Source organism: Phenylobacterium sp. GW823-FHT02A09, from assembly GCF_058797775.1.
In genome coordinates, this window is record NZ_JBXAJZ010000001.1 from 1,207,774 (window position 1) to 1,220,542 (window position 12,769).

Below are 12,769 nucleotides of genomic sequence, written 5' to 3' on the forward strand. Positions count from 1 at the left end.
CGCCCCTCCAGAAGTGCGAAGGGCGGCCCTTGGACCGCCCCTCTTAGACCAGCGTTGCCAGAGCGCGACCCGCCGCGCCTCGCCGCGGCTTGCCTAGCCTGCCGCGCCTAGGCTCGCCTAACCACGCCTCGCCAAGGCCCGCCTTGCCTGCCTCAACAAGCCACGCCAGACCTCGCCGCGCCACGCCTCGCCATGCAGAGCCATGCCTGCCGTGTTTCGAACCCGAAGGTTCAGGCCTCGCCTTAAGGTCGAGCCTCGTCCATGGCCGCGAAGATGAGGCCAAGTTCCTCGAGGTGCTCATACTTTCGCCGTAGCGCCAGCATTTCAGCCCAGGCTGCCGCTAGCACCTGGGCGCGAAGATGCTCGTCGTTCAGCGCGTGGATCGTGCTGGTATAGCTTCGGCCGCCGCCCTGCATGACCGAGACGAAAGCCCGTATAGGCTTCGGCTCAAGCTTGCCGGGCTGTTGGATATCGACCTGCACCGCGCGGATCAGGTCGCCCGCTTGGCTCAGTCGGTACTGTCCCGCCGCCTTCTCGTCGTCCCACTCGAAGTAGCCATGCAGGACCGAGTTGTGGCTGCGCGCGTGCTCGACGACGGCTTCCGGCTCAAGCCGGCCAGCCGACGCCTTGCGAATGCGCTCGATCTCCGTTCCGACCTTCTGCGCGTCGCCGCTGTAGCGGGTTCCAGGGCTCCAGGCGTATCTCACCGGCAAGGGATCGCCTCCCCGTCCTTGGCGACGTGGAACCGGCCGCTGACGCCGTCCTTTTCGGGGCGCCAGTCGCCGATCCCGACGCCGAAGCCGCCGGCCTCGAAGAGCCCTGCGACCTGTTCGGCCGACAGGACGTTGGCGTTGTGCTGCACGGTCAGGATCGCGCCCCAAGAACCGAACTCGGCGCGGTGCCGAATGTCCGCCGTCCCCATGCCGACCCGGACCATATCCTCCCGCATCGAGGGCGGCGGGCCGAGGATTTCGACGTACTCCCCCATGATGTGGAAGCACTGGCGGGCTTGCACCTTCGTCATGCCGCCCGTGCTGGTGACCGCCGTCACGGCCGCGTTCTTGAAGGCCACCGACGGGAAGCCGAACCGGCCCTCCTCGATGTTCTGCTCAGTCGGCCGTTCGGGCATTCCGTCGAGCCAGTAGAGGGTTTCGCAGAAGTCCATCCAGGGGTCCTTGGCGACCTTTCCCGTGCTGGCCTTCTTCATCTGCTTGTCGAGCATGGCCTTGCGGGCCTTGGCCGACCAAGCGTGGCAGATCAGGCCGCTATCCCCGATGATCGGGATGCGAATGGTGGCGATGTTCATTTGGGGCAGTTCGACCGCCCCGGCGCTCTTGGCGGCCATTACCATTTCCCGCACGCGCCGCGCGCATTGAAGGCGCAGGCCGTGTCCGTCTTGTTGCTGTTGAAGGAGAGGATCAGTTCCTCTCCAGTGAATAGACCGCCGGGCGAGCGGATCGCCTTGAGGTCGTTCGGGTCCCAGCCCGCCGCGAGGGCGTGTAGCGCCGCGGCTCTGCCTTGCGGATGAGCGGTGCTCATGATCCGCAGGAAGGCTTGCGCCCGGTCCTCAGTGATGGCCGCCAGCGCTGCAGTTGGGAGCGAGGCGACAGCAGCAGCCGAGGTGGCGGTTAGGGCTTTGCCGAACAGCGCCCGGCGCGTGGTGAAGAGAGACATCAGAGCGCCCTCACCGGAATAAACTCGCCGACGTTTTGCCAACTTGGGTAGGCGCGCTGCTGCGCCTTGATCACGTCCTCCCGCGTTCGAAGATCGTCCTCGCTTTCATCGTCGTCCTCGCCATCGACGAGGTGGATGCGCGCCGGATCGAGGTGGTTTGACCACAGGCGTTGATCGAAGACCTCGGGAGCCGCCAGCGACGGTTCACGGTCAGGGTCATCGTAGCCGCTGACGCCCTCGTCATCGCATTGGGCGCCTTCGTCCTCGCACTCCTGTTCGAGGTCGGTGTCGCCGTCCAGCGCGTCGAGGTAGGCGATAGCCCGCTCTATCGCGGCTTCAAGGCGTTGCCGGCGGGAGACGACTGGCGGGATTTCCTGGGCGAGAAGAGCCATCAGACCTTCACCCCCAAGTCGGACATGATGGACAGAAAGCCGTCGCGAACGGTCACATCCTTCGCCAGAACGTACCGAAGCGTGCTCTCCCACATTATTTTCGCCTTCACCGCAATTCCTTCAGGCGTCGAGGCGCTCAACGCGTAGGCGCGATCCTCCAGTTCGCCCTCGTCGCAGGTGAGTTGGTCACAGCGATCGATCAGGTCTGCGAGGCCGGTCTCGACGCTCAGTCGCGTTTTGGCGGCCTCGTGCTCATTGAGGGCTGCGATGACCTCCTGAATGCGCCCTACGCACTGAGCTTGCCGAGGGGGCGATGAGTACGGCGCCGCCAACAGTTGCGCCAACGACGCCTGCAGCTTCGGCACGGACGTGTAGTATCTCTGCCCCTCCTGCGGAACGGGCATGAACGCCCACTCCATGTGCTGTATGCGCGCCACTTCGGGCAGCGGAGGCATGCGACTATCGTACTCCGCTTTTGCCTTGTGGTAGCGGGCGGACACCCTCGCGTAACGCTTCCGCGTCGCCGCCCATTGTCGGCCGATCTCAATGAGTTCTGCGTCAGGGTGTGGCTCAATAGCGGCGGCTGCGCCCGAGGCCGCCAGCGGTACGCCAGCGAGCGTGGCCAGAACCAGTGCGCGACGAGACGGTAGCTCTCTGACCATCGTCGCCCCCTATCGGCCGAAGGCCGAGGTGGCGTAGCCCTGGCGGGCGGCGTTCACACCGGCATAGGGGCCGCGCGAGGTGCGGCGGATCGGGCTGGCCACCATCGAGCCGAAACTGACGTGACGGGCGCCGCGTGTGGTCGCCCAACGGGGTTGCACGGCTTCGGCCTGACGCTTGGTCCAGCGCCACGCGCCGGCCAGGGCGTCCGCGAAGGTGCGCGGGTTCGGTCCCTTTTCTTCAGCGCGGAACAGGCTCCACGCCAGGTTCATGATGTTGCGAAGTTGCTCACGCCGAGCGGCGCGCGTAGTAGCGCTCTTAGCCAAGACCTGATCTCCAACGGATCGGTTGCGGTTAGGGCTGGAGCGAGGTTGCCGCCTTGCTTCAGCCTGCCTTTAGGGATATCCCTTATTCATGACGTCGTCAATATCGGATATCCCAAAAAAGCGAGGCCGCCCCTCTAGCGGGGGCCGCAAGGAGGGAGTCATGGTTCGCATCGAACCGGACCTCCTTGCAGACCTTGATCGTTGGATTTCAGAGCAGCCGGCCCCCAAGCCGTCGCGGCCTGAGGCTATCCGCTATTTGGTGGCTGACGTGTTGGTCAGCATGGGCCTTAGGAAACTGCGTTAGCCGGCGCAGGCGTAGGCGTCGCCGTTCACCGTCGCCACCGGTCCCGGCATGGTCACTTGCGGCCCCGACGAGATCAACAGATTACCCCCCATCTCGACGACTTGGTTTCGCGCCTTCGAGATGGCGTTTTCGCGAGTGATGTTCACCGGCATAGAGTGTGCGGTAACGCTCACTGGTCCCAGTGCGCGGCATCCGTTCGCGGCGTCCTGAGCCGACGTGATCTTCACCGCGTCGGCACCCGGAGTCGCCGTCGTCGCGCAACCTGCTAGCGCTATTCCCAAGCTCGCTAACACCAAGACTCGCATATCGCCCTCCCCTGCATGAACACGGCAAGGTAGCGACGGCATTGGGATTCACCAAGGTCAACGCAGCTTAACCTTCTGTGTCCCTTCGGCGGGCACGGTCGGTCAATGGCGACCGAAACGACCCCCTGCGATGCCACCAGCCAGCCTAGCCTGCGCGGCATGGAAACTCGCCACTGGCCAGGTCGTGACAGGAAGGTGAGTGCATGAAGCGCAGACCTTCCAACGCTCCGCTGAGCACATCGACATCGACTATCGAGACGACGGTCATTTACGATGCTGCGGCCATTCTCCGCGAGGGGCGGAAACTGGTTTGGACGCTCTTTTGCATCGCCGCGATCGCCCTCGGATCTCCAACGGTCGTCGGACTCTTGAACTCCAAGCCAGCCGCTGCCGTAGCGCAGTACATGGTCGGAGAAATAGAAAAGCCCCGACCTGGTGGCGGGGCTGCGTCCGGGCGCGCGAAGCGACCTTAGCCGAATAGATAGCTGATTTGCGCAGAAACCCAAGGATAAGATCGAGTTCTAGACCGCCGCGTAGGGACATCAATGGACTTGCCGCCTAACAAACCCAGCGCCCGCGCCCGGCTGAAGAACTTGCCGGTGACTGACGACCACATCACCGGGAGATCCTACCGGATTTACGTCGATGAAACCGGCCTCGAAACTTGGAAAGGCCACGCGATCTTCGGCTTTGCAGGCGTAGCCGGATATGGCCCTGAGATCATCCGCGCGGTCCGCGCATGGAGACGTATGAAGGCGCAGCATTTCGGCGGCGAGGAAACTCGTCTGCACGCGTCCCGCGACGTTCTGACAGATGAACAACAGCGCGCCATTTCGGACTTTTTCCGCGCCTCAAGGCTTCGCCGCTTCACCTACATCTGTGAGGCACCACCATTGCTCCTTCCCGGAGTGGACGCCCTGAAGGCTATGCGCGGCTTCCTCGTCGAAGAGGTGATTGATCACGTGTCGCAATTGCCAAAATTGCCTGACGACCTAGCCATCGTGTTCGAGACGTCCGATCGTCTGTCGCCGCAGATCATCGAAACCTTCCCCGGCCTCTCGTTTTCGATCGAGGAACCAACCAGCCTGGCGGAAGGGTCTAAGAGGCAGATCGTTTTTGCGTTCACAGACAAATCCGTCGGCCTAGAGACGCTCGAAATGGCCGATCAGATTGCATACCGTGCGCAGAAGGAGGTCCGACGGGGCTTACCCATCTCCAATCCCCCAGCGGCATTCCAGGCGATCTTTCCAGACCCTCCCGAGCCGCACGCGCGACTGATTCTGATGAAAATCGCGAGTGCGACGTACGCCGATACTGGCTTCACAGTTGCCTTCCGGGAGCCAGGGACGGTCGCCCTACACTTCGAGGGAGGTGAAGGTATGGCTGCGGCGAAGAGCTGGATAGGAAGGCTGCCTTAAGCCGAACGCTGATAGAGACACATGTTCGCGCAGGGCTTGGATCACCGATCGTTTCGGAGGGGCAGTGGAAGTACTAGAGTGGATGGATGGGTGGGAACTTTGGGACCTCATTGCCTATCTCTCGAAAGTCGGCGCCTTAGGTTCGGACAATCTATTCCGCGGCCAAACTGACGCTGATTGGGGCCTAACGCCGGGGCTCTATCGACGGGAGGTGCGCCTCTACAGCGACGTCTATTCGGTGTCCGAGCGGTATCTGGCCGCTGAAAAACAGATGCTCGAGGCCTTCTTTGACAGAGGTGCCCTGCTGCTCCCAAACTTCCCCCGTGGACCGCTACTCGACCGCATAATTGCTCAGCATTACGGCGTTCCGACACAGCTGCTGGACTGGACGCTTGACCCGTTCATTGCCCTGTACTTCGCGGTGCGCGGCGGAAGCCCTGAAACTGACTGCGCCTTTTTCTATATAAAGCCCCTTAGCGGATTGAATCACGGAACTCGGGATATCGAGCTTCCTTGGTCCCGCAGGATAACATGGTTGCTTCCGCCGGTAATCGACGAGCGAGTACGCACTCAGAAGAGCGTTTTTACGCTGCAGCGCTTCGGAGATATCGACGAATCCTTCACGCCGCTGGACCAGCGCACTCTAAGAGTGTCAGAACCGGGCAAAGGCACGCATCGGGACGATGAGGTTGGTGCGTTTGGGAAAGTCATAATACGGGCAAACTCTCGCCAGCAGATACTGTCCCAATTACTTGAACTTCGAGTGGATAGCTCTCTCGTTTACCCCGGCCTGCAAGGGATCGGCGAGCGTATAGCTGACATGGCGAACCTTCAGAATTACAGCGGCGGGCACCGCTATTGAGCCATTGCGTCCCGGCGCGGCACGTAGAGATAGCCGGGTCGGATCATACCGCGATCGTTGTGACTCTCTCGCCCCACCGCTATAGGTGCACCCCAAGATAGACACCACAGGGGGGCCTGATGTCTTCAGTTGAAATGGCGGCGCGCATTGGCAAACTGGCGCTGAAAGTCCCAGAAGACCGGGATTCGCGACGTAGATTCTACATCACTAGAGCATTCATGAGCGCGACCGCATTTTTAGTCGCCCTAATGGCCCTATGGCTGTCGCCACTATTTGACAGCTTATTTGTTAAAAATGGCATGCCTCCAGCCATTTACTTGTTCATCGCTTCCTTCATGCTTGGGGGCCTTTTATCCGCAATCGGATACACTCTGCAGCTACTTCTGGAGTTTGGCCCAACCCCCCTTAGCCAGCAGGTACCGGCAACTGAGGTCGACCGATTAAACGCCATCGTTCTCCCACGAGAAATGCCCACCTATGAGAGAGTTGCGGCGTCTGTCTGTGCCCGCTTGTCTGAAGAGATAAAAAACCAGGGAAACAAGGCCAATACAAACCTCATTGTTGGCGCTTTGACCGCTGCACTTGGCTTGTCCTTCCTCGGCTGGTTGACGCTTGACACTGCTCGCTGGGCTTTCCCACCAACCAACCCCATCGAAGTAGGCTCCGACGTCTCACCCATGTTCTACTGGGGACAGTTCGCTGCTAAGGTTGCCTTTTCGCTTTCGGCGAACGCGTTCTCTCTGTTTTTCCTTTCAACCTACCGCCGAAATCTTTCCGAAATTAAGTATTTTCAAAACGAACTGACAAACGTCGACCTGAAGCTGATCGCGCTTTTCCAAGCCGGGCACGAGAAATTCGAGGACGTGCAAAAGCAAATTCTCATGGAATTTGTGAAGGTCGAGCGGAACTTCGTCTTGCGTAAAGGTGAGACCACTGCGGATGTCCAGCTAAAGAGCTTGGACGGTAACGACCTCGCTTTAACGGCCGCCCTGCTGGCCCAGGTTACCAGTCAAGCCCCCGCTGCGCCCCCGCCACGAAAACGCACCCAAGCAAAGCGGACAAGCCAAGCATGACCACTCGCGCCTCTCCGGGGCCCGTCCTGCGCCGGTCACGAGCGATCCTCGAGCGGACCTCCCGCAACCGGCTGCTAGGCCGATGAACTGGCGCATCGCCGCTGGGATCGCAGCCCTGATCGTGGGCCTGACGGTCCTGGCCTTTGCGACCGGGTTCGTCACGCTCCACATTGAGTTACCCGCCCGGACCTAGCTTTGCGTCGCGCTCTTCGAGGCGTGCGAACAGGTCGGAGATGTGCTGCGAGACTTCACTTCGCGTGCGCTTGGGCTTCGCCATCTCGCCGCTAGGCGGTGGCCGTTCCCGGTCTGAAGCCTGGTGGTACTCGCTGAGATAGACCCGCGAGAGCTTCTGCAGGGTCTCGACCTCCCACGCATCCAGGACGCGGCCGGTTTCCCGGCGCCACGCCTGGATTTCGAGGAAGGTAAGGACCTCGCCGGCAGAGGCCGGCCCGACTGTCATGAGGTACTCGACGAGATAGGCAGTCTCGGCTGGGACGTCTGGGGCGATGAGTTCCGGCCGCTCGGCCCCAGCCTCTTCGTCAGCTTCGAACCGCTGCTGCCGGGTCCGGCGGTCCTTGTCGTCCTTGCCCTTGGCGTCAGGCGTTGCGTGCAGCCACGCGAGGTGGCGCACATGCAGAGTTAGCTGCTCTGCGCAGTCCGCTAGAAATTTGCCCAGTCACCGGCTTCACCGTTCACCTTGTCGGTGATGTAGCCGACTTTCGGGTTCGCGTAGAACTCTCGAAAGGTGTCGCGCTTCTGGTCCTCCTCGCTGAGGCCGAAGTGGTTGAAGCTGACGGTGATGTCAGCCAGGAAAGCCGCCTTGGCAGCGATATCCTCGTCAGCGTTGGCGGTCACTTTGCGACCGCCGCGCGTCCGCAGGCGGTTGATGCCGCGGGCGTTGTGCTTGGACTGCGCCTCCACGAACTGGCGAGACCCCGGCCCGTAGAGCGTGATGGAGCGGCGGTTCTGACCCGCTTTGTCGAACAGCTCATTGCCGTTCTTGTCGTCCAGTTCGACGGTCGTGGTGTCGGTGACTTCGAGGTCCGACGTGTCGATCGTAGCCATGGGTAGTTCCTTCCAAAAAGGACCGAAGGCGCGACCTTCGGCTTAGAGTTGAGGTGGTGTTCTGTACTGGGTGGCCTGGCGCTTAGGCCGGCAGGGCGCGGACGATCGAGCCGGACTTCACCGACAGATTGAAGGTCGTGCCGACGACGGAGTCCGCGGTGCCGATGGTGACCGGGGCGCTAGTGATTTGGCCCTGGCAGTAGATCTTGGTGCCGTCCTGCAGCTCGATTTCGAACGAGTAGAACTCGTCGTCGTCGAGCGCGGTTTGGACCAGCGCCTGACCAGCGTCGCCCGGCGCGAAGGCCGCTTGGATGGTCATCGTGCCGTCGTCGAACGAGCCCTTGATCTTGACGAGGCCGCGCTTGCCGAGCGGCAGGTGATTGACGACGTTGTAGGTTCGACCGATGGCGCCGCCGTCGGTGATTTCGCCGATCTCAGTGAAGGTCAGCGCGGCGTAGGCCGTCTTGGTCAGCGAGGCAGGCAGCGCGGCCGAAATCGAGATCGTCGCGCCCGCAGCGGTGAAGGCTTCGGTAGCTCCCGGCATAGGTGGTCTCCTGGTTGTCGGGTGTGGTTCACGCCGGGGTCATTCCCGGCGCTGGGACGCACCGTGGCCGGTGGCGTTGGGTGGTTAGGCGTCGGCGGCCGGGCGCGGCTTCAGCGGCTTGTGGCCGGCGGGCGCCGTGGTCGTGGTCGCAGCCTGGGCGGCCGGCTCGTCGGTCTTGGTGAGCGGCGTCGCCTTCAGGAGGCCGCGCGCGAACACGGCCTGGTTCACATCGGCGTCGAAGGTGTCGTGCTGGCCCGGCGCCAAGCGAACGATGACGAGATCGCCCTTCTCGTTGCGGGCGTTGAAGCGCTGGGTCGTGTCGCTGACGTTGCGGATCTTGTGCATGGTGGCCTTCCTGACGGTGCTGGGGCGGCTGGCGCCCAGCGGGCGAGCCGGGTGGATGGCGTCGATCCATTCGCGGGTCGGAGCGCCAAAGAGGTCTTGGGTCCAGCCCCCCATCGAGCGGACACGCCCGCCGATCTCAGGCAACGCGGCCTGGAAGGCTCGGCGGTAGTCGGTGACGCTTTCCCATGGGGTCCGGCCGGTGAAGTGCCCTGCCCGGCTCTCCATCGGGACGCCGCAAAGGATCACGCCAGCGGCGCCCATCTCGAACAGCGCCACCTGAGCGGCGTAGAGGCCGGATGACCCGGGCCAGCGCTCGGGCGTCTCATCGGGCGTAAACAGCCGCGCGTCCGTAGACCCTTTGCGAGCGACCCATTCGGCTAGGCTGTCAGGATGCAGGCTCGCCCAGCCTGCGAGGCTGTGGTCGTACTCAATGCCGGCGAGGTTCGCGGCGACCACCACATACGGCCGGGTCAGCATGGCCTTGGCGGCTTCAAGCTCCAGCCAGACGCTGGGAGCCCCGCCGAGGATGAGTGCGATCACCTGTCGCGGAAACGCGCGCGGATGATCGTGACGTCACGATCGCCTTGCGGCGGCGCGCGGGTGATCTGCGGCTCGCGGACGATCAAAACTTTCACGCCTGCAGCGGTCATGAGCAGGTTGCGCGGGAACGCGGCCTTGATCGCCTCGGCGCGGGCCCACGGGACGCCGATGCCGTCGCTGGCGACGTCGACCAGCGGGTACATCAGCCGGACCTGGAACAGGCCGCGCAGTTGGCTGGAGCCTGACACCGTGATCGCGTCCGGCTCTGAGAAAACCGTCGTAACCTCTTGATACGGCTCGGCCGGGTCCGGGTTGAAGTGCTTGCCTTCAAACGCCGTCTGATTGTTCCAGCCCAGCGTCATCAGCCGCGATTGAAGCAGGCCACGCATCACCTGTTCGCTCATGCGCCGCGCCTCCGGGCAATGACCGCGACCATCGGGGCGAACTCCTGCGCCGCCCACATGATGCCGACCGGCGCCTGACGGGAGTGCCCGCCTTCAATGGCTCCAGCGTGCGGCGCCGAGTTCGAGTAGTAGACCTTCGAGCCGGCCTGCTTGGGCAGGCGGTCAAGGTGGTTGATCACGCGGACGTCTGTCCGGTCGGTCGTCTCGGTTGACGGCGCGCCGACGCTCAGAAACCAGGAACTGCGGAGGTTGCCCGGCCGGTAGTCGGTAGGCGGCGGGGACTTCCAGCTCTCAGGGTCGCCAAGCGGCGTCCAGTCGGTCGTCAGGCGCCCGGCGAACTCCACCGAAGAGTCGTGGACGATCAGGTCTAGCGCCGGTAGGGCCTTCTGATTGTGCTTTCGGATGCCCGCAGCCAAGCCCATCAGCCGCCCTTACGAAGCTGGAGCCTGTGCATGACGACCAGGCCGCCGGGGCGAATGGTCTCGACGTGCTTGACCAGCCATTTGCCGTCGGCGGTCTCCAGGGTGTGACTGTCGGCAACGGGCGTCGGCAGCGCCGACCCGTCCAGCTTCACCGGCGAGAGCAGGAACAGCACGTCGCCGCGCTGGATCACCGTCCCGTCGATCGAGTCCGCCTTGTACTTGGTCTCGACGCCCGAAGTGGGGTGATCGACCGGAGGCGAGCCGCCCGTGGTCGTGTCGGTCATCGGGTCGGTAGTCCCCGGCGTCCCCGGGGTGGTGATGGTGACGGCCTGCCCCCTCCCGCCCTTCTCCTTGGGCGCGAGAGACTTGATCGCCTGAGCGCGGGCGCGCTCGTCGTAGGTCGACATCAGACGACCAGGACTGCCGGGCACGGAACTCCGGCTAGAAACGGCGTCAGGAGACCTTCGACAGCAGACAGGGTCGGCGTCGCATCCGCGAGGGCATCGCCAGAGCCTTGGAAGTACTCGGTCTCAAGGACATCGGTCTTTTCCCGCTTGATCTGGCCGGCCCCGGTGGCGACGACCGCCAGGCCGCCAGGGTTCTGCGCCTCGTAGAGCGCCGCGTGATAGCTGGCCTGAACGACCGCAGCCGGGATCACATCGTCAGGGATCGCTGCGTCATAGGCCGTGGCTCCGGTGCGCGGCCATGCACGCTCCTGGGTATAGCCGCCAGTCGGCGAGCCGCTGAATAGCGACCCGTACCGCCCATCGACATAGATCGATCCGCGTTGACGCAGGATGGCTGTCGTGAGCGCACCGGCCGGCAGCTCGTAACCGCCCTCGTTCAGCCAGTCGTCGAAATCGTCATCGGTGCCGTAGCCAGCCATCAGAGGTAGATCTCAAGCTTCGTGGCGTCGGTGCCGGTGTCGTGGACCCGGAGGATGGCGACGATCAGGCTTTCGCCCGCATCGATGTAGGTGTCCCGAACTTCGCCGGTCCACGTCGTGATCCGCAGCGCTCCGGCCACGCCGTCTGGGCGGCACCGGATGCCGCGAGCGGCCACTTCCAGGTCAAGGCTGTCGCTAGGTGCGACGGGGATGAGATCGCGGCCAGTCGACGTGGAGTCGAAGTCGCTAAGGAGGGGGTTCAGCGCCACGATCTCGGCCCTCCGCTACTAGAGCTTGCCGCCCTTGGCCTCGGCTTCCGCCTTGTCGCGGGCGGCCGCGGTGGCGTCGGTCTGGGCCTTGTTGTCTTCTGCTTCCGCCTTGTCGGACTTCGACAGGCGTCCGACACGGAACCAATCTTCGCTGAGGGTCTTGGCCTCGGCGTCTTCCAGTTCGAGGTCGCGCGTTTCCTTCGGCGCCAGGATGACGACGCCGGTCTTGGTGTTCACGCCGCGGGGACCGGGCGAGATATTGGTGATCTGCATGGGCTTGGTCCTTTCGGTGTCCCCCGGCCCTGAAGCCGGGGGAGCGCCTTAGATGCTGTCGAGGTAGCGCACGGCCTTGGGGCGGCGGATATCCACGCCGCCAAGGCGGAAGATGCCGGGAACCTCGAAGAGAACCGGTCCCAGCTGCCAGGCCTGCAGGAAGCGGAAGGGCATGGGGACATGCATCTTCAGGACTTCCGGCGAGCGCCGATAGGCGACCATGCGCTTCGACGAGCCGGTGCCAGCCGTGTCCAGACGACCGATCACGCCACGGATGGTCAGCGGCTGGCCCGTGGTGATCGTGTAGATGTTCTTCGTCTGCAGCCATTCCAGAATGGTGGTCTGGTTGGTGCTGTCGATCCGGCGGGTCGAGAGGTCCAGCAGGATCGAGTACGGGAACAGGACGGTGTCGGCGAGTTCGGTGTTCAGCGTGTCGGTACCGATCCCGGTCAGGATGGCGTTGACGTCGCGAAGCACCTGATCCGGGGTCTTCGAAGCGAACGTCCGGGCCGAGCCGGTGCCGTCGGCCGGGGCCTGGGTGGCCGTGGCCGTGCCGTTGTTCACCAGGCCGGTCAGGCCCTTCGCGGTGTCGCCGATGAAGGCGACGCCGTCGATGAACTCTTCGGCGATGCGGCGCGAGGCCGTGGCCTTGTCGGCGTTCAGGTTCATGCCGAGCATCTGCGCGGTGCCGAGCTCTTCGAGGTCGTACCGGTAGCCGATGGCCGCCATGTTGACGCCGGTCTGGAACTTCTCGCGCAGCAGTTCGACGTTCGGGACGTCTTGGGCCTTGCCGCTGAACCACGCAGCCTGGCCGACCGCGTCGGACGAGAAGTAAGTCACCGACTGGATCCACTCGGGGGCCGACGTGTCGACCGGGATCAGTCCAGCGTACTGGATGTCCTGGTACTTGGTCGCGTAGACCGTCGGCTCGATGAGCGACGTCTGGCTCAGCAGGAAGTTCAGGGCCTTCTGCGGAGCATCGTGGGTGTAGATGTTCATGGCTGTTG

Annotated in this window: 21 protein-coding genes; 3 read left to right on the forward strand and 18 right to left on the reverse strand. The window is 63.5% G+C overall.

The features are described 5' to 3' along the window. Nucleotides 1-242 precede the first annotated feature (242 nt). The 7 genes from AC1Q87_RS06080 to AC1Q87_RS06110 form a co-directional block, all read right to left on the reverse strand. Nucleotides 243-713: a hypothetical protein gene (locus AC1Q87_RS06080; protein ID WP_492608068.1), complete on the reverse strand. Its 471-nt coding sequence runs from the start codon at nt 711-713 to the stop codon at nt 243-245. Next, the gene (locus tag AC1Q87_RS06085) at nt 704-1,345 is read right to left on the reverse strand and encodes a hypothetical protein (protein ID WP_492608069.1); all 642 of its coding nucleotides are present in this window, start codon (nt 1,343-1,345) and stop codon (nt 704-706) included. Before AC1Q87_RS06085 ends, AC1Q87_RS06080 begins: the two co-directional genes overlap by 10 nt. Next, a complete protein-coding gene (locus AC1Q87_RS06090) occupies nt 1,345-1,674 on the reverse strand; it encodes a hypothetical protein (RefSeq protein WP_492608070.1) in 330 nt (109 codons plus the stop codon). The genes AC1Q87_RS06085 and AC1Q87_RS06090 overlap by 1 nt, the downstream gene beginning before the upstream one ends. After that, on the reverse strand, nt 1,674-2,066 hold the full coding sequence (locus tag AC1Q87_RS06095; protein WP_492608071.1) for a hypothetical protein: 393 nt from the start codon (nt 2,064-2,066) through the stop codon (nt 1,674-1,676). The genes AC1Q87_RS06090 and AC1Q87_RS06095 overlap by 1 nt, the downstream gene beginning before the upstream one ends. Further along, the gene (locus tag AC1Q87_RS06100; RefSeq protein ID WP_492608072.1) at nt 2,066-2,521 is read right to left on the reverse strand and encodes a hypothetical protein; all 456 of its coding nucleotides are present in this window, start codon (nt 2,519-2,521) and stop codon (nt 2,066-2,068) included. Before AC1Q87_RS06100 ends, AC1Q87_RS06095 begins: the two co-directional genes overlap by 1 nt. 216 nt (nt 2,522-2,737) lie before the next feature. Next, nucleotides 2,738-2,998, reverse strand: coding sequence for a hypothetical protein (locus AC1Q87_RS06105; protein ID WP_492608073.1), 261 nt, complete (start codon nt 2,996-2,998; stop codon nt 2,738-2,740). A gap of 354 nt (nt 2,999-3,352) precedes the next feature. Continuing rightward, the gene (locus AC1Q87_RS06110; RefSeq protein ID WP_492608074.1) at nt 3,353-3,502 is read right to left on the reverse strand and encodes a hypothetical protein; all 150 of its coding nucleotides are present in this window, start codon (nt 3,500-3,502) and stop codon (nt 3,353-3,355) included. Nucleotides 3,503-4,260: 758 nt separating this feature from the next. Between AC1Q87_RS06110 and AC1Q87_RS06115 the strand changes: the two genes are divergently transcribed. The 3 genes from AC1Q87_RS06115 to AC1Q87_RS06125 all read left to right on the forward strand — a co-directional run bounded on the left by AC1Q87_RS06115 (nt 4,261) and on the right by AC1Q87_RS06125 (nt 7,014). Beyond that, nucleotides 4,261-5,079 (forward strand): hypothetical protein, encoded by an 819-nt coding sequence (locus tag AC1Q87_RS06115; RefSeq protein WP_492608075.1) that lies wholly within the window; start codon nt 4,261-4,263, stop codon nt 5,077-5,079. Between the two features lie 64 nt (nt 5,080-5,143). After that, nucleotides 5,144-5,941 carry an FRG domain-containing protein gene (locus AC1Q87_RS06120; protein WP_492608076.1) on the forward strand — a complete coding sequence of 266 codons (798 nt, stop codon included), beginning with the start codon at nt 5,144-5,146 and terminating at the stop codon, nt 5,939-5,941. 119 nt (nt 5,942-6,060) lie between these two features. Further along, the gene (locus AC1Q87_RS06125; RefSeq protein ID WP_492608077.1) at nt 6,061-7,014 is read left to right on the forward strand and encodes a hypothetical protein; all 954 of its coding nucleotides are present in this window, start codon (nt 6,061-6,063) and stop codon (nt 7,012-7,014) included. 175 nt (nt 7,015-7,189) lie between these two features. Here AC1Q87_RS06125 and AC1Q87_RS06130 read toward each other — a convergent pair whose 3' ends face one another. The 11 genes from AC1Q87_RS06130 to AC1Q87_RS06180 form a co-directional block, all read right to left on the reverse strand. Continuing rightward, nucleotides 7,190-7,645, reverse strand: a complete 456-nt coding sequence (locus tag AC1Q87_RS06130) for a hypothetical protein (protein WP_492608078.1) — start codon at nt 7,643-7,645, stop codon at nt 7,190-7,192. A gap of 29 nt (nt 7,646-7,674) precedes the next feature. Then, entirely contained in the window at nt 7,675-8,079 is a 405-nt protein-coding gene (locus AC1Q87_RS06135; RefSeq protein WP_492608079.1) for a hypothetical protein, read from the reverse strand. Nucleotides 8,080-8,161: 82 nt separating this feature from the next. After that, nucleotides 8,162-8,623 (reverse strand): hypothetical protein, encoded by a 462-nt coding sequence (locus AC1Q87_RS06140; RefSeq protein ID WP_492608080.1) that lies wholly within the window; start codon nt 8,621-8,623, stop codon nt 8,162-8,164. A gap of 84 nt (nt 8,624-8,707) precedes the next feature. Then, on the reverse strand, nt 8,708-9,508 hold the full coding sequence (locus AC1Q87_RS06145) for a hypothetical protein (protein WP_492608081.1): 801 nt from the start codon (nt 9,506-9,508) through the stop codon (nt 8,708-8,710). Further along, complete coding sequence (locus AC1Q87_RS06150) at nt 9,505-9,912, reverse strand: phage tail terminator-like protein (RefSeq protein ID WP_492608082.1); 408 nt, start codon at nt 9,910-9,912, stop codon at nt 9,505-9,507. The genes AC1Q87_RS06145 and AC1Q87_RS06150 overlap by 4 nt, the downstream gene beginning before the upstream one ends. Then, nucleotides 9,909-10,334, reverse strand: a complete 426-nt coding sequence (locus AC1Q87_RS06155) for a hypothetical protein (RefSeq protein WP_492608083.1) — start codon at nt 10,332-10,334, stop codon at nt 9,909-9,911. Before AC1Q87_RS06155 ends, AC1Q87_RS06150 begins: the two co-directional genes overlap by 4 nt. Continuing rightward, a complete protein-coding gene (locus AC1Q87_RS06160) occupies nt 10,334-10,741 on the reverse strand; it encodes a hypothetical protein (RefSeq protein ID WP_492608084.1) in 408 nt (135 codons plus the stop codon). The genes AC1Q87_RS06155 and AC1Q87_RS06160 overlap by 1 nt, the downstream gene beginning before the upstream one ends. After that, entirely contained in the window at nt 10,741-11,220 is a 480-nt protein-coding gene (locus AC1Q87_RS06165) for a DnaT-like ssDNA-binding protein (protein WP_492608085.1), read from the reverse strand. The genes AC1Q87_RS06160 and AC1Q87_RS06165 overlap by 1 nt, the downstream gene beginning before the upstream one ends. Then, nucleotides 11,220-11,489 carry a spike base protein, RCAP_Rcc01079 family gene (locus AC1Q87_RS06170; RefSeq protein ID WP_492608086.1) on the reverse strand — a complete coding sequence of 90 codons (270 nt, stop codon included), beginning with the start codon at nt 11,487-11,489 and terminating at the stop codon, nt 11,220-11,222. Before AC1Q87_RS06170 ends, AC1Q87_RS06165 begins: the two co-directional genes overlap by 1 nt. An 18-nt stretch (nt 11,490-11,507) precedes the next feature. Beyond that, complete coding sequence (locus AC1Q87_RS06175; RefSeq protein WP_492608087.1) at nt 11,508-11,762, reverse strand: hypothetical protein; 255 nt, start codon at nt 11,760-11,762, stop codon at nt 11,508-11,510. Nucleotides 11,763-11,810: 48 nt separating this feature from the next. Continuing rightward, nucleotides 11,811-12,761 carry a DUF2184 domain-containing protein gene (locus AC1Q87_RS06180; RefSeq protein WP_492608088.1) on the reverse strand — a complete coding sequence of 317 codons (951 nt, stop codon included), beginning with the start codon at nt 12,759-12,761 and terminating at the stop codon, nt 11,811-11,813. Nucleotides 12,762-12,769: the final 8 nt, after the last annotated feature.